At 55.5% G+C, this 23843-nt stretch carries 26 protein-coding genes; 12 read left to right on the top strand and 14 right to left on the bottom strand.

Annotation, left to right across the window (positions count from 1 at the left end; genetic code table 11):
• Positions 1-3: 3 nt before the first annotated feature.
• The 3 genes from radC to sfsA are packed head-to-tail and all read right to left on the bottom strand — an operon-like array spanning position 4 to position 2391.
• Positions 4-753: a DNA repair protein RadC gene (gene radC, locus Q0746_RS09225; protein ID WP_298259471.1), complete on the bottom strand. Its 750-nt coding sequence runs from the start codon at positions 751-753 to the stop codon at positions 4-6.
• Between the two features lie 34 nt (positions 754-787).
• The gene (gene map, locus Q0746_RS09230) at positions 788-1609 is read right to left on the bottom strand and encodes a type I methionyl aminopeptidase (protein WP_298259473.1); all 822 of its coding nucleotides are present in this window, start codon (positions 1607-1609) and stop codon (positions 788-790) included.
• A gap of 47 nt (positions 1610-1656) precedes the next feature.
• Entirely contained in the window at positions 1657-2391 is a 735-nt protein-coding gene (gene sfsA, locus Q0746_RS09235; RefSeq protein WP_298259475.1) for a DNA/RNA nuclease SfsA, read from the bottom strand.
• Between the two features lie 46 nt (positions 2392-2437).
• Between sfsA and Q0746_RS09240 the strand changes: the two genes are divergently transcribed.
• The 4 genes from Q0746_RS09240 to Q0746_RS09255 are packed head-to-tail and all read left to right on the top strand — an operon-like array spanning position 2438 to position 5394.
• Positions 2438-3169 carry a molybdopterin-binding protein gene (locus Q0746_RS09240; protein ID WP_298259477.1) on the top strand — a complete coding sequence of 244 codons (732 nt, stop codon included), beginning with the start codon at positions 2438-2440 and terminating at the stop codon, positions 3167-3169.
• On the top strand, positions 3156-3860 hold the full coding sequence (locus Q0746_RS09245; RefSeq protein WP_298259479.1) for a GNAT family N-acetyltransferase: 705 nt from the start codon (positions 3156-3158) through the stop codon (positions 3858-3860). The genes Q0746_RS09240 and Q0746_RS09245 overlap by 14 nt, the downstream gene beginning before the upstream one ends.
• Before the next feature lie 14 nt (positions 3861-3874).
• Complete coding sequence (locus tag Q0746_RS09250; protein ID WP_298259481.1) at positions 3875-4444, top strand: peroxidase-related enzyme; 570 nt, start codon at positions 3875-3877, stop codon at positions 4442-4444.
• Between the two features lie 32 nt (positions 4445-4476).
• Positions 4477-5394, top strand: a complete 918-nt coding sequence (locus Q0746_RS09255; RefSeq protein WP_298259483.1) for an OmpA family protein — start codon at positions 4477-4479, stop codon at positions 5392-5394.
• Between the two features lie 30 nt (positions 5395-5424).
• Here Q0746_RS09255 and Q0746_RS09260 read toward each other — a convergent pair whose 3' ends face one another.
• The 6 genes from Q0746_RS09260 to ilvD all read right to left on the bottom strand — a co-directional run bounded on the left by Q0746_RS09260 (position 5425) and on the right by ilvD (position 12311).
• Positions 5425-6336, bottom strand: coding sequence for a LysR family transcriptional regulator (locus Q0746_RS09260; protein WP_298259485.1), 912 nt, complete (start codon positions 6334-6336; stop codon positions 5425-5427).
• A gap of 183 nt (positions 6337-6519) precedes the next feature.
• Positions 6520-8544 (bottom strand): NADPH-dependent 2,4-dienoyl-CoA reductase, encoded by a 2025-nt coding sequence (locus Q0746_RS09265; protein WP_298259487.1) that lies wholly within the window; start codon positions 8542-8544, stop codon positions 6520-6522.
• A gap of 86 nt (positions 8545-8630) precedes the next feature.
• Entirely contained in the window at positions 8631-9011 is a 381-nt protein-coding gene (locus Q0746_RS09270) for a hypothetical protein (RefSeq protein WP_298259489.1), read from the bottom strand.
• Positions 9012-9022: 11 nt separating this feature from the next.
• On the bottom strand, positions 9023-9784 hold the full coding sequence (locus tag Q0746_RS09275; protein WP_298259491.1) for a DUF6478 family protein: 762 nt from the start codon (positions 9782-9784) through the stop codon (positions 9023-9025).
• Between the two features lie 82 nt (positions 9785-9866).
• The gene (locus Q0746_RS09280) at positions 9867-10574 is read right to left on the bottom strand and encodes a hypothetical protein (protein WP_298259492.1); all 708 of its coding nucleotides are present in this window, start codon (positions 10572-10574) and stop codon (positions 9867-9869) included.
• A gap of 3 nt (positions 10575-10577) precedes the next feature.
• Positions 10578-12311: a dihydroxy-acid dehydratase gene (gene ilvD, locus Q0746_RS09285; RefSeq protein ID WP_298259494.1), complete on the bottom strand. Its 1734-nt coding sequence runs from the start codon at positions 12309-12311 to the stop codon at positions 10578-10580.
• A 121-nt stretch (positions 12312-12432) separates the two neighbouring features.
• Here ilvD and Q0746_RS09290 point away from each other — a divergent pair, with 121 nt between their 5' ends.
• Genes Q0746_RS09290 through Q0746_RS09300 form a run of 3 tightly spaced genes read left to right on the top strand, consistent with a single transcriptional unit; the run spans position 12433 to position 15579 of the window.
• A complete protein-coding gene (locus Q0746_RS09290; protein ID WP_298259496.1) occupies positions 12433-13335 on the top strand; it encodes a type II CAAX endopeptidase family protein in 903 nt (300 codons plus the stop codon).
• A 55-nt stretch (positions 13336-13390) separates the two neighbouring features.
• Positions 13391-14311 (top strand): acetyl-CoA carboxylase, carboxyltransferase subunit beta, encoded by a 921-nt coding sequence (accD, locus tag Q0746_RS09295; RefSeq protein ID WP_298259498.1) that lies wholly within the window; start codon positions 13391-13393, stop codon positions 14309-14311.
• Positions 14308-15579 carry a folylpolyglutamate synthase/dihydrofolate synthase family protein gene (locus tag Q0746_RS09300; protein WP_298259499.1) on the top strand — a complete coding sequence of 424 codons (1272 nt, stop codon included), beginning with the start codon at positions 14308-14310 and terminating at the stop codon, positions 15577-15579. The genes accD and Q0746_RS09300 overlap by 4 nt, the downstream gene beginning before the upstream one ends.
• Here Q0746_RS09300 and zapE read toward each other — a convergent pair.
• Entirely contained in the window at positions 15576-16646 is a 1071-nt protein-coding gene (gene zapE / locus Q0746_RS09305; RefSeq protein WP_298259501.1) for a cell division protein ZapE, read from the bottom strand. The two genes, Q0746_RS09300 and zapE, sit on opposite strands and share 4 nt — an antisense overlap.
• Before the next feature lie 84 nt (positions 16647-16730).
• Between zapE and Q0746_RS09310 the strand changes: the two genes are divergently transcribed.
• Positions 16731-17969, top strand: a complete 1239-nt coding sequence (locus Q0746_RS09310; protein ID WP_298259503.1) for an MFS transporter — start codon at positions 16731-16733, stop codon at positions 17967-17969.
• A gap of 94 nt (positions 17970-18063) precedes the next feature.
• On the opposite strand, the gene Q0746_RS09315 is transcribed toward Q0746_RS09310, so the two are convergent.
• The 4 genes from Q0746_RS09315 to mbfA are packed head-to-tail and all read right to left on the bottom strand — an operon-like array spanning position 18064 to position 21462.
• The gene (locus Q0746_RS09315; protein ID WP_298259505.1) at positions 18064-18684 is read right to left on the bottom strand and encodes an HAD family phosphatase; all 621 of its coding nucleotides are present in this window, start codon (positions 18682-18684) and stop codon (positions 18064-18066) included.
• On the bottom strand, positions 18681-19511 hold the full coding sequence (gene fghA, locus Q0746_RS09320) for an S-formylglutathione hydrolase (protein WP_298259507.1): 831 nt from the start codon (positions 19509-19511) through the stop codon (positions 18681-18683). The genes Q0746_RS09315 and fghA overlap by 4 nt, the downstream gene beginning before the upstream one ends.
• 10 nt (positions 19512-19521) lie before the next feature.
• Positions 19522-20445, bottom strand: a complete 924-nt coding sequence (locus Q0746_RS09325) for an AEC family transporter (protein ID WP_298259509.1) — start codon at positions 20443-20445, stop codon at positions 19522-19524.
• A gap of 42 nt (positions 20446-20487) precedes the next feature.
• The gene (gene mbfA / locus Q0746_RS09330) at positions 20488-21462 is read right to left on the bottom strand and encodes an iron exporter MbfA (RefSeq protein WP_298259511.1); all 975 of its coding nucleotides are present in this window, start codon (positions 21460-21462) and stop codon (positions 20488-20490) included.
• Positions 21463-21622: 160 nt separating this feature from the next.
• Between mbfA and Q0746_RS09335 the strand changes: the two genes are divergently transcribed.
• The 4 genes from Q0746_RS09335 to mtgA all read left to right on the top strand — a co-directional run bounded on the left by Q0746_RS09335 (position 21623) and on the right by mtgA (position 23800).
• Positions 21623-21889 carry a hypothetical protein gene (locus tag Q0746_RS09335; protein WP_298259513.1) on the top strand — a complete coding sequence of 89 codons (267 nt, stop codon included), beginning with the start codon at positions 21623-21625 and terminating at the stop codon, positions 21887-21889.
• Between the two features lie 127 nt (positions 21890-22016).
• Entirely contained in the window at positions 22017-22634 is a 618-nt protein-coding gene (locus Q0746_RS09340) for a TetR/AcrR family transcriptional regulator (RefSeq protein WP_298259515.1), read from the top strand.
• 61 nt (positions 22635-22695) lie between these two features.
• Positions 22696-22977, top strand: a complete 282-nt coding sequence (locus tag Q0746_RS09345; protein ID WP_298259516.1) for an I78 family peptidase inhibitor — start codon at positions 22696-22698, stop codon at positions 22975-22977.
• Between the two features lie 64 nt (positions 22978-23041).
• Complete coding sequence (gene mtgA, locus Q0746_RS09350) at positions 23042-23800, top strand: monofunctional biosynthetic peptidoglycan transglycosylase (protein WP_298259518.1); 759 nt, start codon at positions 23042-23044, stop codon at positions 23798-23800.
• Positions 23801-23843 lie beyond the last annotated feature (43 nt).

Raw genomic sequence — 23843 nt, forward strand, 5'->3', positions numbered from 1 at the left:
GCCCTAGATCAGACCATGCGAGCGGAAAGAATAGTTCCCCGCACCACCTACAATCAGATGATCATGAAGAACGACACCCAACGCGTCGGCGCCGCTTTGAACCTGCCGCGTCATGGCGATGTCTTCGTCGGATGGGGTGACGTCACCCGATGGATGATTATGCACCAAAATCAAAGCAGATGCGTTCAATTCCAATGCCCGCTTAAGAACTTCGCGTGGATAGACAGGGACGTGGTTGACCGTGCCAGTTTGCAAGGCTTCATCCGCGACCAGCCTGTTCCGGCGATCCAAAAACAGAACACGGAATTGTTCGCGGTCCATATGGGCCATTTTGGTGCGGCAATAGGCCAGCAGGGCATCCCAAGTCGACAAAACATCCCGATGCATTACCTTCGTGCGCGCCATTGTCTGTGCGGCTGCTTCCACGATTTTCAATTCACGAATGACGCAAGAGCCAACCCCTTGGACCGACGAGAGCCGATTGCTTGACGCGGAAATAACCCCGTTAAAATCGCCAAAAGTCGCCAACAGACGTCGGGCCAAACTTCGAACTTCGCGGCGCGGGATAGCGCGGTACAAAACCAGTTCCAGTAATTCCATCTCTGGGGTGGCCTCACCGCCGATGCGCAAAAACCGGTCGCGCACTCTTTGGCGGTGACCGTGTTGCTCCGCCTCAGGTGCCGCTACGACAGAAAGACGATGAGAATGAAGGCCTGGCAGGGCGTCGTGTAGATGTGTCTGATGCAGTGTCATGACCGCAGTTCAGACGATTCGACTTAATTGCGCGTTAAGTGCCCGAGTATGTCGGGTGAAATTTCCCACTGGGTGACAGTGTAAATATCTGACACCCGTCAGATGTGACACCAATGGAATGCTCAAACTGTGCGGACAGTGATTTGTCGCGGGTCACGGCCGTCCAATCATCTGCCAGTACTTTGGTCTCTGGGCGCCCCAAATTCACCATTGGCTCAATGGTGAAGAACATGCCTTCCTCCAAAACAGCACCGGTGCCCGGGCGGCCATAGTGCAAAACATTGGGTGGAGCGTGGAAAACGCGACCCAAGCCATGCCCGCAAAAATCGCGAACAACCGACATGCGTTGTGCTTCTACAAACTTCTGGATGGCATGACCGATATCGCCGAACGTATTGCCGGGCTTGACGGCCATAATGCCCTCAAACAACGCGTCATGGGTGATCTGGATCAAGCGCTCGGCCTTGCGGCTGGGTTTGCCCGCGACATACATCCGGCTGGTATCGCCAAACCAACCGTCCACAATCACGGTGACATCAATGTTCAATATGTCGCCTTGCTTCAGAACCTTTGAGCCTGGAATGCCGTGGCAAACGACATGGTTTACGCTGATGCAGCTGGCGTGTTGGTAGCCCTTGTAGCCAATAGTGGCTGAGGTTGCTCCGGCGTCGTCCACCATTTTGGTGATCGCCGCATCAAGAGCCGCAGTCGTGGTGCCGACCTGCACAAGACCGACCATATTGTCGAGAATTTCTGCGGCCAGCTCTCCGGCTTTTGCCATGCCCGCAAAATCCACGTCGTCATAGATGCGAATGCCATGCTTAGTGATGCGGCCTTTATGGGTCGAGTCGTCCACGGGTCTCTCCGGTGTTGTTCACGGCACATATAATGCGCCCGAAAGCGTTAGACCAGCCTTGCGACCATTTGCGGCGACGGGTCTATCGGGAGGGGGGTGGTCAGCGCCATGCCTGCGTTGGATATGTCGCAGGTGTAGCACAGCATTTCGACCCCGTTGGCGCGCGCGGCATCGAAGGCTTCGGCGTAGTCCGGATCAAGGTCTGCGGCCATTTTCAATCTACCACAGTCGGTCCGGCTCACCAGATACAACATCACGGCGCGCGCCCCGCCTTGCGCCATTTCACTGAGCTCACGCAGGTGTTTGGCCCCGCGTTTTGTGACGCAATCGGGAAACTCTGCCCAATCCGTTTCGCGCCGAAGGGTGACGCTTTTCACCTCTACATAGGCGTCAGGCAGTCCGGTCTGCGTAAGCAGGAAATCCACGCGGCTTCCGGTACCATACGCCACTTCTGACCGAACGGATTTATACGCAGAGAGCTCAACGATCTTTTGCGCAAGAAGCGCCTCTTTCACCACGCGATTGGGTAGTCCGGTGTCGATACAGGCGAAATCAACGTCAGTCAGCTCCGATATGCGCCAGCCGTATTTCAGCTTCTTCTTTGGGTCGTCATTTGGCTCCAGCCAGACGCGGGTTCCGCTATCTTTCAGCCCCAGCATCGCGCCGGGGTTGGGGCAATGGGCCGTGACCTCCTGCCCAGTGTCCTCCAATGCTACATCTGCGAGGAAACGTTTGTAGCGGCGGATCAGCCGAGCGGGAACAAGTGGGGTTTGAAAGCGCATAAGCGGGGCCTATACCGAAACGGAGTAGCCAATCAAGGATCACGCCATGCCCAACCCCTCTGCCGCAATGCTTGTTATCGGGGATGAGATCCTGTCGGGACGCACCAAAGACACCAACACCCATCATTTGGCCTGCGCGCTGACCGGTGTTGGAATTGACCTGCTGGAGGCGCGGGTGGTCTTAGATGAACACGACCGCATTGTTGAGGCGGTCCAAGCCCTGAGCGCCCGCTATGATCATGTGTTTACCTCAGGCGGCATCGGGCCCACCCATGATGACATCACAGCGGATGCCGTCGGCGCGGCCTTTGGCGCACATGTAGATCTGCGCGATGACGCGCGTGATTTGCTGGCTGCTCATTATGCAAGTGAGGGGAAAGAATTCAACGAGGCCCGCAAGCGTATGGCGCGGATACCGGAGGGGGCGACGCTGATCGACAATCCGGTTTCGGTCGCTCCGGGATTCATTTTGGGGAATGTACATGTCATGGCAGGCGTCCCGAAGGTGTTTCATGCGATGGTCGCGACTGTGCTGCCCCTGCTGTCAGGCGGGCAGCCTTTGTTGTCGCAGACGCTAAAGGTGCATATCGGTGAGGGTGACATTGCGGGGCCGCTGGGCAGGCTAGCGCGTGCAAACCCCGATGTGTCCTTGGGATCCTACCCTTTTCAGAATGACGGGGTTTATGGCAGTAACCTCGTGGCGCGTGGAGTTGATGCGAACCGGGTGACGGTCGTTGTCGCGCAATTGGCAAAGGAGTTGGGCGTTGAACCGAATTGAGCTGTTTGAAGTGGTGCAGGCCACATGGCCATCTGCAGATGAAACGCGGGTTGGCCCTTGGTTGATCCGCGATGGTCAGGGGGGCGGCAAACGGGTTTCTGCTGCACGCCCGATGGAGGCTGTTCAAGCAGATGATGTGGCAACCGCCGTGGCCGAAATGAAGAAGTGCGGGCAACCAGCGCTTTTCTCAATCCGGCCTGAAGACGGTGAATTAGACTCTATTTTGGCGCAGATGGGATATGAAATCATAGACCCGTCAGTTCTGTTCGCTGGACCAATATTTGAGGCGGAGGTGCCGCCGGTGACTGCCTTCGACATCTGGCCACCTTTGCAAATTATGAAAGACATTTGGGCAGAGGGCGGCATCAATGCAGACCGTTTGTCGGTGATGGACCGTGTCGAAGGCCCCAAGACATCCATCCTAGGCCGCATCTGCGACCGCGCTGCGGGATGTGCCTTTGTTGCCATGCACGGCACGACTGCAATGGTCCATGCCGTTGAGGTTCTGCCAGAGTACCGTCGCCAAGGCCTTGCCCGCAGCATGATGAATGCCGCTGCCCGCTGGGCCAAGGAAAACGGGGCTCATCACTTCTCATTGGTGACCACCGAGGCCAACACCGCCGCGCAATCGTTGTATAGCTCTCTGGGCATGTCCGCGGTTGGGCGGTATCATTACCGAATGAAACCTTGAAAGGCCCTGCCCCCGTGACAAATCCTAAAGTGACAGCACTTGACCTGCCAATGGCTGACCCGCTGCCTGAGGCGACCCAAAAATACTTCGACATCTGCACCCAAAAACTGGGCATGATCCCGAATGTGTTGCAGTCCTATGCCTTTGATCCGGCCAAGCTGGACGCCTTTACCGGCATGTATAACGATCTGATGCTTGGGGATAGCAACCTGTCCAAGCTAGAGCGTGAGATGATCGCCGTGGCAGTGTCTTCCGTAAACAAATGCTTCTACTGCCTTGTGGCACACGGGGCGGCCGTGCGTCAGTTGTCGGGCGATCCGGCCTTGGGCGAGGCTTTGGTGATGAATTACCGCGTTGCGCCTTTGGACGCCCGCCAACGCGCGATGCTGGATTTTGCGGTGCAGATGACTGAAGCCAGCTACCAAATTGAAGAGGCAGACCGCGATGCGCTGCGTCAGGTCGGGTTCACCGACCACGACATTTGGGACATCTCCGCGGTGGCGAGCTTCTTCAACATGACGAACCGCATGGCATCGGCGGTCGATATGCGCCCCAATGCGGAATATCACGCGGCTGATAGATGAACCGGACACTTCCAACATGTCTGGCGGGCATAATGTTCGCAAGCTCTGCCATTGCCGATTTGGCACTGACATTTCCGGGGCCTGTGTCCGAGACCTTTTCCCAAACCGAGGAATTTGGCAGCTATAAACTGCCAGTTGGTCCCTATGCTGATGGTTTTGTCCAAACGCTGGTGGCCGAGGGGCGCCAGATCACGCGCTCATGGCGGGTTGATGTTGGGGTGGGAACGTCGCTGTTGGTGATGGATAGCCTTCGCCAACAACTCGAGGCCACAGGGTTCGAGCTGCTGTATGAATGCACCACGCAGGTATGTGGCGGGTTTGACTTTCGCTTCACCACAGACGTGTTGCCCGAACCGGTGATGCACGTCGATCTGGGGGATTTCCGCTTTCTGTCGGCGCAGCGGCTTGGTGGGCCTGTCCCTGAATATGTAAGTCTGCTGGTTAGTCGGGGCGCGGATAATGCCTTTGTGCAAATGATACTTGTAGGCAGCCCCGATACGACATCTCTGTCGACGAAATCTGCAGGGAAGGTGTCGCAGGTGGCGCCTGCAGTTCCCAACATCACCTTCGGCTCGGTGATTGAGCTTTTGCAAAGTGAAGGCCACGCGGTGTTGGATGATTTGCAATTCGAAACCGGCTCATCTGCGTTGGGCGAAGGTAAGTTTCTGTCGCTGATTGATCTGTCGGAATACCTGTGGGCCAATCCGGAAATCCGCATTGCTTTGGTCGGCCACACAGACGCCGAAGGATCGTTGCAGGGGAATGTTGCCCTGTCTCGCAAGCGCGCGCAGTCCGTTGCGGCGCGCTTGTCCTCGGAGTTTGGAATTCCAAAATCGCAGGTTGAATCCGACGGGGTAGGCTATCTTGCCCCGCGCGCAAGCAACTTGAACGAAGAAGGGCGCACCCTAAACAGAAGGGTCGAGGTGATAATCACCTCGACCCAACAGTGATGCTGCCAAACATCGGGGAAATTGTCTTTCTTAGTTGGCCCAGACGTCAGGGCCCTTTTCCTTGAAAGCTTCGACAAGGAAGTCAATGAATGTGCGAACCTTTGGCTGGGTATAGCGGCCTGGCGGGTAGACCGCGTAGATGCCTTGGGTCTCTTTTGGCAGGTCTGGCATGACCTCTTGTACCAGCCCTTGGCGCAATGCGTCTGCGTAAAGGAAGCTAGGGAGATACGCGATGCCCAATCCGGATACGCAGGCATTCAGCAAGGATTGCCCGTCGTTCACGGTCAACCAGCCTTGCGTGCGCACTTGGCGTTTTTCGCCTGAGGGCGCAGTTAGCTTCCAGACATTGCCAGCAGACTGGTTGGAATAATGCAGAAGCTTGTGGTCGTTCAGATCATCAATTTTTTCGGGATGGCCAAATTGCTCAAAGTAGCTTGGGGCCGCGATAAGACGTTTGGTTGTTTCCGTTAATTTGCGTGCGCGCAGGGAGCTGTCTTCCATCTCGCCAATGCGAATGGCCAGATCGAACCCCTCGGAGATGAGCTCCACGAAGCGGTTGTTCAGCACCATATTCACGGTGATATCTGGGTAATCCACAAGGAAGTCGCCCAAGATCGGGGACATGTGGTTCACGCCGAAATCCGTCGCCACAGATATGCGCAGCAATCCAGATGGCGCGCTTTGCATAGAGGAGACCAAAGCATCCGCTTCACCGGCGTCATTCAGAACGCGGCGGGCGCGGTCATAGTAGGCTAGGCCAATTTCCGTTGGGCTGACGCGCCGTGTCGTACGGTTTAGCAGTCGCGCACCCAAGCGGGTTTCAAGAGAGGAGACGTGCTTCGAGACGGCGGATTTCGAAATCCCCATCTTGCGGGCAGCGTCGGTAAACCCCCCTTGGTCCACCACAGTGGCAAATGCTTCCATTTCGGTCAGTCTATCCATTCGGACACCTCAAAACTCATAATATCTGAGCCTTTATCCTCACCAATTGGGGCAGGAATGCGAAGTCGGTTGGACGATTCAAGGGAATATGCAGGGATCGTTCGTATCGTGGAAACAGGTAAACAAACGTTTCCAACTTGCAAAAGCAGCGGAAAACCTCAGCAAATCAACGAAATTGTCTGGCTACAGAGAGGCCGCCAAGCGGGTGCCTTGGTTGATCGCGCGTTTTGCATCCAATTCGGCAGCGACATCCGCCCCCCCGATAACATGCGGGGTCCGCCCGATGGCGATTAGTTCATCCGCAAGGCTGCGCAGGGGAACTTGGCCCGCACACATAACAATAGTATCGACCTCTATGACGCGCGGGTTTTCACGGGCCTCGCCATCCGACACATGCAGCCCATGGGCGTCAATCCGTTCGTAGTTGACGCCTCCGATCATGGTGACGCCCTTCATCTGCAACGCTGCGCGGTGAATCCAGCCGGTGGTTTTGCCCAGCCGCTTGCCCAGTTTTTCGGATTTGCGTTGAAGCAAGGTGACCTGCCGCGCTGGGGCTTCCGGCTTTGCCCCGCCCTCAGCGACGCCGCCGCGCCGCAAAGCGGGATCGGTGACGCCCCATTCTTCCATCCACGCATCCAGATCAATTGTTGGGCTATCGTCAGTGGTCAGATATTCGGCCACATCGAAGCCGATCCCGCCAGCCCCAATGATTGCCACGCGCTTGCCCACAGGCGCCTTGGCGCGCAGCACATCTATATAGGACACCACATTTGGACCGTCTTGGCCGTCGATCTTTGTGTCGCGGGGTAACACACCTGTGGCAATGACGACCTCGTCAAAGTCGGACAGCATAGAAGGCGTGGCTTCGGTTTCTAACTGCAATGTGATGCTGCTTTTGCTGACCATGGTTTTGTACCAATCCACGAGGCCAAAGAATTCCTCTTTGCCCGGAACCTGCTTGGCCATATTCAACTGCCCGCCCAATTCGTGGGACTTGTCGAACAATGTCACCTTGTGGCCCCGTTCGGCGGCGGTCAGTGCGGCGGATAGCCCCGCAGGCCCTGCACCCACGATGGCAACAGATTTAGCGGAGGTCGTCGGGGTCACGACGAGTTCGGTTTCAAAGCACGCCTTGGGGTTCACAAGGCAGGTGCTGATTTTTCCCCCAAAGGTATGGTCGAGGCAGGCCTGATTGCACGCAATACAGGGTGCGATTTCATCTGGCGCGCCTGCTTCAGCCTTGGCCACGAAATGTGGGTCGGCAAGGAACGGCCGCGCCATGGACACCATGTCCGCGCAGCCCTCTGCCAGTACATCCTCGCCGGTTTCGGGGGTGTTAATGCGGTTGGAGGTGATGATTGGGATCGATACTTCGCCCATCAGCTTTTTGGTAACCCAAGTGAAGGCACGGCGCGGCACGGAGGTGGCGATCGTTGGAATGCGGGCTTCGTGCCAGCCGATGCCGGTGTTGATAATGGTGGCCCCAGCCTTTTCGATCTCCTTGGCAAGCAGCACAACCTCGTCCCAAGTAGAGCCGTTGGGGATCAGGTCAATCATGCTCAGCCGATAGATCACGATGAAGTTTGACCCGACGGCCGCCCGAACGCGTTTCACCACCTCGACCGGCAACCGCATGCGGTTCTCATAGGAGCCACCCCAGCGGTCTTCGCGCTTGTTGGTGTGGGTCACAAGGAACTGGTTCAGCAAATATCCCTCGGACCCCATGATCTCCACCCCGTCATACCCTGCGTCTTGGGCGCGGCTGGCGGCGGTCGCGATGTCGGCGATCTGCTTCTCAATCCCGTCTTCGTCCAATTCCTTTGGCGGGAAGGGGGAAATGGGTGACTTCACCCCCGAAGGACTGACACAATCAGGGCTATAGGCATAGCGGCCTGCGTGTAGAATTTGCATGGCGATCTTGCCACCTGCATCATGGACGCGGTCGGTGACGATCTTATGATTGGCAATGTCCTCCGCCGAAAACAGCCCAGCGGCACCAGGAAACACGCCCCCTTCACGGTTCGGGGCCATGCCACCGGTCACCATCAGCGCCACTCCGCCACGCGCACGGGTCGCATAGAATTCGGCCACACGGTCCCAGTCCTTGGTTTCCTCGAGGCCAGTATGCATCGATCCCATCAGGACGCGGTTCTTCAAGGTGGTAAAGCCAAGGTCCAGTGGGGCCAGCAGGTGCGGATAGTCGGTCATGAGTATTCTCCAAGGTTCCTGACAGCTTTACCGAAGCCTAGACACAGGTCACGCGGAACGCGGCGTCATGTAGCGGAGAAGATGGCTTAGCTGGTCTCAACGCAATGCCGGCGGAAAGCCTTCTTTAGCATGTCCAGTTCTGCGCGCAGCAAGTCTACTTCGGCGCGAAAGTCGTCTGAAAGAACTTCACCGGTTATAATCGCAAAGCTGTCCAGAGTTTCACCAGTGGGTCTTTCATTGATGAGAAACGTCTGCACGCCATCAGTCAGAACCTCACGCGGGATGTCAAAACGCACGTGCCAAGTGTTGCCCAGACTGGTGTCCTCGGTGACGCTCAGGCCGTCGAGTTCTCGTTCCAGATGTAGGGCGACCAAATCTGGATGGTAGTTTTCCTCGGTCTCGGCGGTAAGAACCGCCTCATAGATGCCGGCCTGAATGCGGGTCTTGGTAAGGATGACATTGCTCATATGCGGTTTCCTTAGAAGTCGGCGCGCGGGCGGCGGCTGAACGTAATGTCGCGCAAGTTGATTTCATTCATCTGGGGGCCTTCAAAGATCAGATCCATCCAGATGCGTTCCAACCGGCGCTCGCTGATCTTGGTATGGGCGAGGTCAAACTCCACCATCGATTCCGACCCGTGAAGCGGTAGCTCGCGGACGACTTGTTCCACGTTGGGGCCGTATTTGATGTTCAGGCGCGCGAAAATTTCCAAACGCTTTTCGCTTTCTACTTCAGTATCCATGCGCAAGATGTGGTTCTTGCGCAGGCCCTCGGTTGCGTCGTCTGGTAAATCCAGAACAAGGCTCAGAAAGCTGCCGTCGAATTGGAAAACATCCATGCGTAGGCCAAAGGGTGCCAAATCACCTTCGCGGGTGTTTCTTACCTGCCGCAGAGTGAGCTCGGATATCTGGCAATCGTGATACAGCGTTGCAGAATTGCCGATACGTGTGCGGCTTTCGACCGCGGCCATTCCAATCGGCGACACGGGGCCACGCCAAAGTTCCGGCCGGTGTGCCCAGTCAGATTGCGCGGGTTTGCGAATGGCATTCGAGCCGATTCGAGGAAGTGTAAGACGGGCATCAGCGACATGGGTGACCTGATCAACGCGGCGCCGCATTTGGCGTGCCTGCGCGCGCAGGTGACGCAATAGCGATAAATCAATGGTCTCAGCGTCCTTCACGGCAGCTTCCCAACGGCGCAAGGTTCGACGATGTAGTCGCCGCCTTACGAATTCTCGCATCCGATCCATCATGAGTGTTGAGACTGTCCTATTAACTTCGTTCTACAGCGCTACCATTGTTTCTATATTGCAAACAATGGTTTCAACCAAATAAACGGCGCAACAGTCCCGTGTTGGTCACATCATCAGCTGATTTGGCTGTGGGGGGCGCAGCACTCGGGGCTTGCCCCTTCATCAGGGCAGCTCCGAAGTCATACAGTGTTTGAAGCCCGTCCGAACTGCTGATGGGGGACGCATCGGTGCTGAACACGGTCAGGGCAACGATGGAATTCTTAACGTTATAATATCCCCGCCAATAGGTGTTGGACGTGCCTTCCACTAATGGCGTGGAGGTGTCCTGCGCGTGTATGACGAAGGCATCATTGCGCGAATAGCTGTCAAGAATGGTAACCTTTGCCGCATCCCCCGAGGCACTCAGCACAGCCTTACCAGCGTCTGAGTTGAAGAACTCGGCAAGAGCAACGGGAGATTGCGCAATCGTGAGCTGCTTTCGACCCGCTGGCAGCACCGTTGCAGTTACAACCGCGCTGACAAAGGGTTGAGGTAGCTCTTCATCACCAGCAATCGCGGCGCAATTGGCAAAGACCATAAAGGCCTTGGAGGGCCGGTGATCAGAAGACTGAGGATCGATGCAAAACCCGTCTGGCCCCCGCAAAACGATCCTATCCGATGTCACTGTGACCTCGGATAGGGGTTCATTGGGGCCAGTTGCCCCCAAACCGGCCAGTGGGGTTTCCCCACAGGCCGCCAGAAGGAGGGACGCAAGCGAAAGTACTAACCATGTCCGCACAGATTACAGGTCCATGTAGATATGTTGCTCTTTCTTGGCGCCTGGGTGGGTGCAAGCACCCAATTTGGCAGAACCAACCAGCTGCGAATACTTCCACAAGGCGCCAGACGCATAAATCGTCTCGCGTGGGCCCTTCCAGTTGGCTTTGCGCTCGGCCAGAACGGCGTCGGTCAAATCCACGCTGATTTCGCCGTTGATTGCATTCAAGGTGATGATGTCGCCATTCTCCAGCAAGGCAATCGGGCCACCGTGCGCAGCCTCTGGGCCAACGTGCCCAACACAGAACCCGCGTGTCGCACCAGAGAAACGGCCGTCGGTGATCAAAGCCACTTTCTTGCCCATGCCTTGGCCGGACAATGCAGCAGTCGTTGCCAGCATTTCACGCATACCTGGGCCGCCCGCAGGGCCCTCGTTGCGGATAACCAGAACTTCGCCTTCTTCGTATTCGCGGGCTTGAACGGCGGCAAAGGCGTCTTCTTCACATTCGAACACACGCGCGGGGCCTGTGAACATTTGGTGCTGCGAGGACATGCCGGCAACTTTAACAATCGCGCCTTCAGGGGCGAGGTTGCCTGTCAGGCCAACAACGCCGCCGGTTTTGGACAGTGGCTCACCGATGGAATAGATCACCTTGCCATCTGCTTCCAAATCGACGCGGTCAATTTCTTCACCGATGGAGTAACCCGTCGCGGTCATGCAGTCTTCGTTGATCAGACCTGCTTTGCGCAGCTCCTTCATGATGACCGGAACACCCCCTGCTTCATACAGGTCCTTGGCGACATATTGACCACCGGGTTTCAGGTCTACGAAGTAAGGCGTGTCACGGAAAATTTCGCACACATCATTCAGATCAAAGTCGATGCCAGCCTCATGGGCCATCGCAGGCAAGTGCAATCCGGCGTTGGTGGAGCCGCCGGTGCAGGCCACAACGCGGGCCGCGTTCTGCAAGCTTTCCAACGTAACGATGTCACGTGCGCGGATGTTTTTCTCCAGCAGGTTCATCACGGCTTGGCCGGACGCAATGGAGTAATGGTCGCGGCTCTCATATGGCGCAGGGGCACCGGCAGAGTTTGGCAATGCCAAGCCGATTGCCTCAGACACACAGGCCATTGTGTTGGCGGTGAACTGTCCACCACAAGCACCCGCAGACGGGCAAGCAACACGTTCCAGCGTGCGCAGAGCCTCGTCAGACAGATTGCCTGCTTGGTGCTCGCCGACAGCTTCAAACACGTCTTGGACTGTCACATCCTTGCCGTCCAACCGACCCGGAAGGATGGAGCCGCCGTAGATGAACACAGACGGTGTGTTCAAGCGGATCATAGCCATCATCATGCCTGGCAGGGATTTGTCGCAACCCGCAAGTCCTACAATAGCGTCATAGCAGTGGCCGCGCATTGTCAGCTCAACCGTGTCGGCGATTGCTTCGCGCGAAGCCAAGGATGACCGCATGCCTTCGTGACCCATTGCGATGCCGTCGGTGACAGTGATGGTTGTGAACTCACGCGGAGTTCCGTTCCCTTGTTTTACACCCAGCTTCACAGCTTGGGCCTGACGGTTCAGGGAAATGTTGCAAGGGGCGGCTTCGTTCCAGCAGGTGGCAACACCCACGAACGGCTGGTGAATCTCTTCGTCGCCAAGGCCCATTGCATAGAAATACGACCGGTGCGGAGCCCGCGACGGGCCCTCTGTCACGTGGCGGCTTGGCATGTTGGTCTTATCGGTTGGCTTCTTAAGCATGGCTGGCTCCCTCAAACGCGTTGGAAACGGAATAAAGCCCAAGTACAGAAGGCACAAGCGTGATTGCACCTCAGGTTTTGCAGCGATAGCGTGGCATAAATTTACCAAAGGGCATTTGTAGATGAATAGAACCCCGACCTTTGAGGCCTTTATCGCACCTGCACGGGAAGACTTCGCGCTGTGGCGCACTGTGGTGACCTTCTTGTTGGGGTTTGCTCTCTACATTTTCTGGACCGCAATTCTTATTCTGGGTGTGGGGATATTTTTTGCAGGCGATTATGGGATCGAGGCCTCCTTGACCGCCTTGATGGCGGGATTGGAGAGCGGGGGAACTCCGTTCTACATGGCAATTTTGCTTGCGACATTCATACCGATGATGGGCGCAGCTATGTTGATGGTCATCTTGTATGACCGCTCCCCCTTGACGTTATTTGGCCGTCGGAAGAATTTTGTCCGGAATTTTGCCATCGGTGCTGGCATCATCGTGGCCTTCAACCTGATTTACTTTGTGTATGACTGGCTTTGGGGTGTTAGTGATTTGACCCGCAATTTGGCCACCGCCGAATGGTTGGGATATCTGGTTTGGGCGCTGCCATTGCTTCTCATACAGATCACGGCAGAAGAGTTGGTGTTTCGTGGGTTCTTGGTGCAGCAGCTTGCCGTGCGGTTCAAAAACCCGATCTGGTGGATGGTGTTGCCGTCGGTGATTTTCGGCCTTGCCCACCTAGATCCATCTGTAGATCCCTTCCTTGCGGCGATGGTTGTATTGGCAACAACTGTGTTTGGGATCGTTGCCGTTGATCTTACGCGAGTTACCGGCAACCTCGGGGCCGCAATGGGGCTTCACTTTGCAAATAACTTCTTTGCCATGATGGTCGCCGCTACACCCAACAGAATGTCTGGGCTGGGACTGTTTCACACAAGTTACTCAATGCAAGACAGTGAGGTCATGATACCCCTCTTGGGTTTCGGGACGGTATTGTTAGGCGTTATTTGGCTAATTGCACGCTGGGCACTGCGTTGATTGCAATTTCTACGCCTGCAGATTATCTGAACTTAAGCAACGGGAGCAGAGCCTCATGAACTGGATTTCGAACTACGTCCGGCCAACGATCAATTCACTATTTTCGCGCCGAGAGGTTCCCGAAAATCTTTGGAGCAAATGCAACGAATGCGGCACTATGCTGTTTCACCGCGAGTTGTCGGACAATCTGAACGTCTGCACCAGTTGCAACCATCACATGGCCATCACGGCGCGGGATCGGTTTACGGCGCTGTTTGACGGTGGGATTTTCTCCGAGATCGACGTCCCTGCCCCGATTGCAGATCCTTTGCAGTTTAAGGATCAAAAGAAATACCCTGACCGCATGAAGGCCGCGATCAAGAAAACCGGTGAAAAAGAAGCAATGCTGGTGGCCGAAGGGGAGATTCTGCGAACCCCCATCGTTGCGGTTGCGCAGGACTTTAGCTTCATGGGCGGATCCATGAGCATGTATGTCGGCAACGCTATCATCGCCGCCGCCGAGCGGGCAGTCGAAATGGGGCGCCCTTTGGTGCTGTTCTCCGCTGCTGGTGGGGCGCGTATGCAAGAGGGCATCCTCGGGCTGATGCAAATGCCGCGGACAACCATTGCAGTTGAAATGCTGAAGGAAGCGGGCCTTCCCTACATCGTTGTTTTGACGCATCCCACAACCGGCGGGGTCACTGCATCCTACGCTATGTTGGGCGATGTTCATATTGCCGAGCCAAATGCGCTGATTGGCTTTGCCGGTGCGCGGGTGATTGAGCAAACGATCCGTGAAAAACTGCCTGAGGGTTTCCAACGGGCCGAGTATCTGCTGGATCACGGCATGTTGGATCGTGTGACGCATCGCAAAGACATGAAGAATGAATTGGTGACGATTATCCGGATGCTCACGGGCCTGCCGCCTGCAATCCAAGGCGACCTGCCCGCGCCCGAGCCCGACGCGGTTGCGGCGAATGCGGAAACCACCGAGTGACGCAAACAAGCGATGCCATCCTCGACCGGATGATGGCACTTCACCCGAAGATCATCGACCTGACGCTAGACCGTGTTTGGCGATTGTTGGCAATTCTGGATCACCCTGAAAAGACCTTGCCGCCTGTGATTCATATCGCAGGGACCAACGGCAAGGGGTCAACACAGGCCATTATTCGTGCCGGACTGGAAGGCGGTGGCAAATCTGTCCATGCCTATACCTCCCCTCATTTGGCGCGGTTTCATGAGCGTATTCGCTTGGCTGGCGACCTGATCTCCGAGGAGTATCTGACGCAGGTTCTGGACGAGTGCTACACATCGAACGGCCCTGAAAAGATCACTTACTTCGAAATCACAACTGTGGCCGCGTTGCTCGCATTTAGCCGTGTTAGAGCCGATTTTACCCTGTTGGAGGTCGGCTTGGGCGGGCGGTTGGATGCCACCAATGTTGTGGAGACCCCCGAAGTAACAGTGATCACTCCGATCTCTATCGATCACGAAAGCTTTCTTGGCGATACATTGACCAAAATCGCAACCGAGAAGGCCGGAATCCTAAAGCGCGGAGTTCCTTGCGTGGTTGGACCACAGCCGGAAGAAGCGATGGACGTGATCGAGGCACAGGCTGCGAAGCTTGGTGCCCCCCTTCTTGCCTATGGTCAGCATTGGCATGTTTGGGAAGAGCGCGGCCGCCTCGTTTTTCAAGATGAACATGGCTTGATGGATTTGCCGTTGCCTGCCCTGCTTGGGGCGCATCAGGTGCAAAACGCAGGGGCGGCACTTGCGGTGCTTCGTCATCTTGGGTTTGACGATACGGCCTGCGAAGCCGCGATGACAAACGCCACTTGGCCGGCTCGAATGCAGCGATTGAAGGTTGGCCCGTTGATCGACGCAGCCGGATCGGCCGAGCTATGGCTTGATGGTGGGCACAATCCTGCGGCAGGTACGGCCCTTGCCGCCTTGCTGAAAACATTGCCTGAAAGGCCCACGCATTTGGTATGCGGAATGCTCAATACGAAAGACGTGGTGGGCTACATGAAACCGCTGGCCGGCGTCGCGACGTCCCTTTATGCGGTGCCAATTCCGGATGAGCAGGCGACGCTTTCCGCCCAGCAAACAGCCATTGCGGCAACTGAGGCAGGCTTTCAGGCTTTCGAGGCCGAGACAGTCTTGGACGCCATCAACGCGGTTACTAAAACAGACCCTAATGCGCGAATATTGATCTGTGGTTCGCTTTATTTGGCGGGCGCTGTACTGCGCGAAAACAGCTAGGCTTGTCCCCAGTCGGCGGATTGCATTTCGCGTAAACGCGACGCGGTGCGCTCAAATTCGAACACGCCTTCGCCTTCCAAATACAGCCGTTCAGGCTGTGCTGCCGCGGAGCAAATTAGCCGAACGTTGCCCTCATATAGGGCATCTATCAAGGTCACGAACCGCTTGGCCTCGTTGAAATTGTTGCGCGACAACGTTGGAATATCTTCCAACACCAGTACGCGCACAGATTCTGCCACCGCCAGATAATCCGCAGCCCCAAGCGGTTGGCCGCAAAGATCAAAGAAGCTAGCCCGCGCGATACCGTTGCGAAACGCGGGCAAGATCACGTCACGGCCTTTGACCCGCAAGGACAACGGCCCGCCTGCACCCCCGGTTAGGCTTTGCCAAATAGCAGATATGCGCGCCTTGGCGTCGGCGTTGGCAGGAGAAAAATAGACCTGCTCTCCTTCAAGGCGATCTTGGCGGTAATCCGTCTCGGACACCAATTCATGCACGGTCATGTGATCTTTTAGATGCTCTATAAACGGAATGAACAGATTTCGGTTCAATCCGTTTTTGTACAGATCATCTGGGATACGGTTGGATGTGGTGACGACCACAACGCCCTTGGCCAACAAGTTTTCAAACAGCCGCCCCACAATCATCGCATCGGTTATGTCTGTGATCTGCATCTCGTCAAAGCACAGCAGGCGAACCTGCGCAGAAATCTCGTCGGCCACTGGCTGAATGGCATCATCCACGCCGGTTTTCCGGATCTCATGCATTGCGCTATGAATTTCTTGTATGAAGGCATGGAAGTGGACGCGGCGTTTGCGCGGTTCCGGAATGGTTTCGTAAAACAAATCCATCAACATGGATTTGCCGCGGCCGACGCCCCCCCAAAGATACAGCCCTTTCACGGGTGCGTCGTCTTCACCGAATATCCCGAACAATTTCTTCTTTGGTGCAGGTTTTGCCATTTGCGCAGCCACATCGTCAAAAAATGGCAAAGCCGCGATCTGAGCCGGATCGGCGGTGATCTCCCCTGCTTGGGTCAATGCGGTATAGGCGTCGGTCAAAAGCATTCTGGCCATCTCATCAATTCTGCTTACTCCATGTCGCAATATTTCTGATTTGACGCAAACCGGAAAGTTTACGACGGTCGCACTATGGATCAGACACGCACACCACTTTTTACGCCCGTTCTCATTGTTGGCTGCATCATTATGATGTTGGGGTTCTCTATCCGCGCCAGTTTCGGAGTGTTTCAAATCCCGATCGGAGAGGAGTTCGGTTGGCCTCGCGCCGAGTTCAGCCTAGCCATTGCAATCCAAAATCTTGCATGGGGCATTGGTCAGCCCATCTTTGGGGCAATCGCCGAAAAGATGGGGGATCGGAAAGCCATTATCCTTGGTGCGTTGCTCTATGCTGCGGGTTTGGTGCTATCCTCCTTCGCGATTACACCCGGAGAGCACCAGTTCTATGAAATTCTTGTTGGCTTTGGCATCGCAGGGACCGGATTTGGCGTGATCCTTGCGATGGTGGGTCGCGCAACTTCAGATGAAAACCGGTCGATGGCGTTGGGCATAGCGACGGCCGCAGGATCTGCAGGTCAGGTGCTAGGGGCGCCCGCCGCGGAATTGTTGCTGGGCTACTTCCCTTGGCAAACGGTTTTCATCATCTTCGCGACTGTCATGTTGGTGTCGCTGTTTGCATTGCCGTTCATGCGTGCGCCTGTTGCTACAAAGACGGAGTTAGAGGAAAGCCTAGGCACCGTGTTGAAGCGCGCCTTCAAGGATCCGTCCTACACGATGATCTTCTTGGGGTTCTTTTCATGTGGGTATCAACTGGCCTTCGTAACGGCCCATTTTCCAGCCTTTATCACTGAAGTTTGCGGCCCGATATCAGGCACCGGCCTGCTTGCGGGCATAGGGGTTACCACGACGTCGGCGCTGGGCGCGCTTTCGATCGCCCTGATCGGATTTGCCAACATTGGCGGGACGATTTTTGCCGGATATCTGGGCAAACGGTATTCGAAGAAATATTTGCTGGCGGGGATATACACTGGCCGTACGATCATCGCTGCTTGGTTCATTCTGATGCCGATGACACCGACGACAGTGATCATTTTTAGCCTTGCGATGGGCAGCTTATGGTTGGCGACTGTTCCTCTTACTTCTGGATTGGTCGCTCATATCTACGGGCTGCGCTACATGGGAACGCTCTATGGGATTGTGTTCTTTTCCCACCAGTTAGGGTCTTTTCTGGGCGTCTGGTTGGGCGGAAAACTGTATGATGTGACGGGCGATTACACCTTTGTTTGGTGGATCGGTGTCGGGGTCGGCGCGTTTAGTGCGATCGTACATCTGCCGGTGCGTGAAAAGCCTTGGACTGCCCAAGCAGCCTAGCCGTTTAGGACGGTGCGGGGTGATCCAAAAGTTGGGGGCAGGCCAAATGCGCCCTGCCCCCAATTTGCTATTCCAGAATTGACCGTCTGGGCGACTATGCTGCGGCTTCTTCTGCTGTCAAAAGCCCGTGAGAGACAAGGCAGTCAGCCCAGCCTTGCGGGTTCTCAAACATATGCGCATTCCATCCACGCGATCTGGCCATGTCGATGTTGTCGGCGCGGTCGTCTGCAAACAATAGGGTTTCAGGGGCCAGCCCGCAGTCATCCTCCACCATCTGGTAAATTTTGGGATCCGGCTTGATGACCTGCATATGGCCCGAAATATAGCGACGATCGAATTCCCCGAGGTAGCTATAGATAGTTTCCGCGTAGTCAAAGCTGCCGATACCAAAATTGGTAAGGGCGAAAACCGGAATTCTTTTCGCGCGAAGGACACGAAGCAATTTAACCGAATGGTCGATTGTAGGCGACGCCATTTCGATCCAGTGGTCATGCCACATACGAATTTCGTCGCGCCACTCGGGGTACTCTTCGGCAGTGTTGTAGATCGTTTCCTTGAAAGGATGCCCCAGATCGACTTTGTCATTCATCCCGTGCAGATCAACAGTCGCGAACATTTCCTTGCGACGGGCTTCGCCGATGGCGCTGTCGTAAAAACGTTCGGGGTGCCATTCGATAAGTACGTTTCCGATATCGAAAATAACTGCCTTGATCATGCGTATAGAGCCTCTGCGTGGAAAGATATGTGGTCTTCAATGAACGTTGAAATGAAGAAGTACGAATGGTCGTAATTCGGTTGCATGCGAAACGTGATGTCTTGGCGTTTGGCTGCTGCGGCCTGCGCAAGCGCTTCAGGCTTCAAGAGATCAAGGAACTGGTCTTGTGTTCCGGTGTCGATCAAGACGGGACCGTCAAAGCCGCGATCTGCCATCAGAAGACTGGCGTCATGTTCGGCCCAAGTTGTCTCATCAGACCCTAAATAGGCTGAAAACTGCTTTCTTCCCCAATCCGAGGCGGTTGGATTACAGATCGGTGCAAAGGCAGATACGCTGGCAAAGCGGCCAGCTTCACGCAGCGCGATCGTCAATGCACCATGCCCCCCCATGGAATGACCGGTGATCGCCTGACGGGATGCGTCAAGCGCGAAGGTCTCAAATACCAGATCGGTTAGGTCCTTGGTGATGTAATCATACATCTGAAAATGCTGAGCCCAAGGGGGCTGGGTCGCGTTCACGTAAAATCCGGCGCCTTGCCCCAAGTCAAAGGCCTCGTCGTTCGGGACATCTTCTCCCCGCGGCGAAGTGTCAGGGAAAATCACAGCGATCCCCTGCTCTGCGGCCCATCCTTGCGCTGCTGCCTTCACCATTGCGTTCTCATGTGTGCAAGTCAGGCCTGACAAAAACCATAAAACCGGCACAGGGCCGTCTTTGGCTTCGGCAGGCAAAAACAGTCCAAACGTCATGTCGCAATCGCAGCTGGCAGAGTGATGGGAATACACGCCTTGGACCCCGCCAAAACATGCGTTTTCGGAAATAGTTTTCATCAGAGCTCCTTTAACTGACCCAACCAATAATCAGCGAAACAGTTAGAATGCTGACGACGGTTGAAATGAGGATACTGGCGGAAACCCGCGCTGGGGCAACCCCATAATGCTGGGCGATCATGTAAACATTGCCCGCAACAGGTAGGGCCGCAGCGGCGATCATCACGGAGGCCGAATAGGGATCGACTGCAAACAGCCAAATCGCACAAACAGCCACAGCAAAAGGATGCAAAACAAGCTTGGCGAAGGACAACCACGTCGCCACTTGCAGGCGCCCTGCTGATTTGGTCGCAAGGGACGCGCCAATCGCAAACAATGCGCCGGGCGTTGCGGCGCCACCCAGAATGGACAGAAATTCGTTCAAGGGAACCGGAATTGGTGCCTTTGAGGCTGACCACGCGAACCCCAACACAATCGAGACGATCATCGGGTTCTTGAGCAATCCCAATCCAACAGTTTTCAGCACGCCAGCAGACATGCGCCCATCGCGCGACCCCGTGATCAAAATCACTACAAGGCTTCCGAAGAAGATCAGATCTACGGCAAGAGTAAGCATCACCGGTCCAATGGCATCCGCCCCCATAAGGAGCACCAGCATTGGCACACCAAGGAAGCCCACGTTGCCAATGACACTGCATTGAGCTTCGATGGCGGCTTCCTCGACAGACCGTCGGCGCAGCAAGGCGACGGCGGTGACACAAAGGTAAACAAACAGGCTCGCGTAGAAATACGCTTGGATGTAGCTCCAGTCCAATATGTCGGTTATCGACAGGTTCGCCGAAAACCGGAACAACATTGCGGATAAGGCAAAATAGAAGACGAATTTGGTCAGGTAGCCGGTGGCCTCGGGGGTAAAGAACTTTACCCGACCGGCCCAATACCCGACACCGATGACGGCGAAAAAGGGCAGTGTTTTAAGAAAAATCTCCAGCATGTCGACACCCGATACCATGGCCGAGGGGATTGCAACAGCGCGTTAACCGCTGCCGATCAATACACCCGCGGCCAGCACCAATGCCCCGCCAAGAACAACCTGCATGGCCGCCCTGAAAAACGGGGTTTCCATGAACCGGTTCTGAATCCACGCAATGGCCCAAAGCTCTATGAAAACCACGATTACGGCGATGGTTGTCGCCGTCCAAAAGTCGGTGATGAGATAGGGCAACGCGTGCCCCAAACCGCCAATAGTTGTCATAATGCCAGAGGCAAATCCGCGCTTCCACGGGGAGCCCCTGCCCGAGAGCTGCCCATCATCGGATGCGGCCTCGGTGAAGCCCATCGATATGCCTGCGCCCACCGACGCGGCCAGCCCCACCAGAAACGTATCCCACGTGTTTCCAGTCGCAAAGGCCGCCGCAAAAATCGGGGCCAACGTCGAAACCGATCCATCCATAAGCCCCGCAAGACCAGGTTGAACCCAAGTCAGGATAAACTGGCGATGCGCCTCTTGGTCTTCACCCTCAAGAGCATGCTCAGAAATCTCTCCAGTTAACCTTGAGGCTTCTTGGCAATGGTTGGCCTCTGCCGCGGCCAGATCGCCTAAAAGTTTACGGGTATCAGCATCTTGGGTCCGTTGGGCGGCCAATTCGTAGAACCGCTGTGCGTTGCGCTCCATGCGACTAGCTTGTTCCCGAATCTTGCTGAGGCCAAGGTTTTCAACCAGCCAGACAGGTGCGTGGGCGAGATATCCCGAGATGTGTTCGCGTCTTAACAAGGGGATAACGTCGCCAAAGCGGCGTTTGTGCATGTCGATTAACATCTGACGATGCGCGTCTTCCTCCAACGCCATTTCGTCAAACACCTTGGCTGATGAAGGGTAGTTTGCACGTAGTTGTTCGGCGTAGCTGCGGTAGATGCGCGCATCATCTTCCTCCGAGGAAATAGCAAGCGCCAGCACCTCTTGTTCGGTCAAATTTGAAAAATGGCGGCGAAAACCAATGGACTTGAACATATGAACCTCACTTTAGAATAATTCTAATGTAGCGAGCCATGCGCAGAGTGCAACCCCGCCAAAACTAAACCGAACGGTTCAGAAAAGCCTTGTGGCATGCAAAGACTCAGTCTAAATGTTGCAACTGAACCGAATGGTTTACTTTGAAAGGAAAGAGGCCATGAACTCGATGAAACTTGCACTAGTTGTTGCTGCGATGGCGCTTACAGGGCCTGCAGTCGCGGGTGGCGTTGTGCTGCCGATCTATACGCCGAACATTGAATTTCCAGCTGAATTCGGCAGCGCCGCGCCGGTGATCTCTGACGAGGCGGCGACCCGTACAACCAACTTGCTCCAACCCGATGACCATGTTGGAGCCAAAATCGATGCGCCTGATCCCTCCCCGATCGCCAAATGGCTTAAGCGCATCCTTGTTGGCGCTGAATAGCTCCCCCCTATTCCCAGCGACCAATCGGGCGGGCCTAAGGGTCCGCCCCAATTGCAAAAACTCAGGGTTGTTGCCGAAACTTAACTGCTTGGTCTATAAACAGCTTACTGGGGCAGGAGACATTCACTTGGACGGCAATACACCTGACATCAAACGTGGTCGGAAGTACGATCAAGTGATCGCGGGCGCGCGTGACGTTTTCCTTGCTCATGGGTTTGAAGGGGCAAGCGTCGACTTGATTGCGCGCGAGGCGGGTGTTTCCAAGGCAACCCTCTATAGCTATTTCCCAGACAAGCGGATCTTATTCGTGGAAGTGGCCAAGCAGGAATGCGCCTCTCAGGCAAAGCGCGCTTTGGAGGTGACGACCACCGACGTTCCGGTGCGCGAGATGCTGACCGGCATGTCCTACAAAATGATGTCGTTTCTGACGTCAAACTTTGCACAGAGAATTTTCAAGATTTGCGTGGCAGAATCTGACCGGTTTCCGGAATTGGGCCGCGAGTTTTACATGTCGGGCCCAAAGCTTATGGAAGACCGCTTGTGCGAGTACTTTGAGCACGCCTGCGCGCGCGGTGAATTGAAAATTGACGATATGCACCTTGCAGCGATGCAATTCCAAGAACTGGTGAAGAGCGAAATCTTCGTAAAGATGGTCTTCAACATTATAGAAAAACCGACCCAAGAGCAGATCGACCGCATCATTGATGGCGCTGTCGACATGTTTTTGGCGCGCTATGGTACCTAGCGCTGGCCGCGGCTTAGAAGGGTTAATTGCCCTAAGAACCAGAAAGCCCTAAACACGCGCAATGAGATTCCTTGTACCCCTCCTCGTCGTGCTTGCCGCCTGTGACTCTGGCGGCGGTGAAAACTTTGATGATCCGGCAACATTTGACGGGCAGCCAAGATGTGGCGCCGAAAACTACTATGATCTGTTGGGGAAGCGGGAGGCTGCTCTTCAGGGGCGGACACTTCCGAAAGGCGTGCGGGTTTTGCATCCTGAAGATGTGATCACCATGGACTTTAGCCCGAACAGATTGACCATCGATATCGATACTTCCGGCCTGATCTCAAGTGTGACTTGCCGTTAGATTTGTCTGCGATTGTTTCAATCTGTAGGCTTTGACCGCACTCCCAATCGGGTTAGAAAGCCGTATGGCGAAGGCAGCAAAAAAGACTCAGAAGCGAACCAAACCGGTCAAACAGGCGAAACCGAAGCGATCCATATTCTGGCGCATCGGAATGGTGCCGGTTCTGGCTGTGCGCTGGGGATGGCGTTTCGGAATAGCAGCCGTGCTTTTCATGCTTTTCGTTGTGACACTTTACGCTTTTGTGAACCCGCCAACGACATTCTACATTCTCTCGGAAAGCCGTCGCCTAGACAACACGCGCCGCGAGTGGCGCGATTTTGAAAGCATCTCACCGCACATGCCCCATGCGATTGTGGCGGCGGAGGATGCGAATTTCTGCAATCACTGGGGCTTCGACATGGCGGCAATACGCGACGCGCTTGAAGATGGTGGCGGACGCGGGGCATCAACGATTTCACAGCAGACGGTGAAGAATGTGTTTCTTTGGCACGGCCGCACCTATACGCGAAAAGCGCTGGAGGCTGCGATCACGCCGGTGATGGAGACGATCTGGACCAAGCGACGGGTGTTGGAAGTTTACATGAATGTCGCAGAATTCGACGAAGGCGTGTTTGGTGTGGGCGCCGCTGCCCCTTGGTACTTCGGTGTTGATGCCAAGGATTTGACGATGAAACAGGCCTCCTTGCTGGCGGCGATTCTGCCCAATCCCAAGGGGCGATCCGCAAAACGGCCTAGCGCTTTCATCAAGAAGCGTGCCCGATCCATTGCAAGTGGTGCGGCCACGATCCGCGCAGATGGAAGAAACACCTGTTTCGAAGGTTGAAAAACCTGTGCAAGATTGCGATGACACGTAGACTGATTTTCTC

This window comes from uncultured Litoreibacter sp. (assembly GCF_947487515.1).
Lineage (GTDB): Bacteria > Pseudomonadota > Alphaproteobacteria > Rhodobacterales > Rhodobacteraceae > Litoreibacter.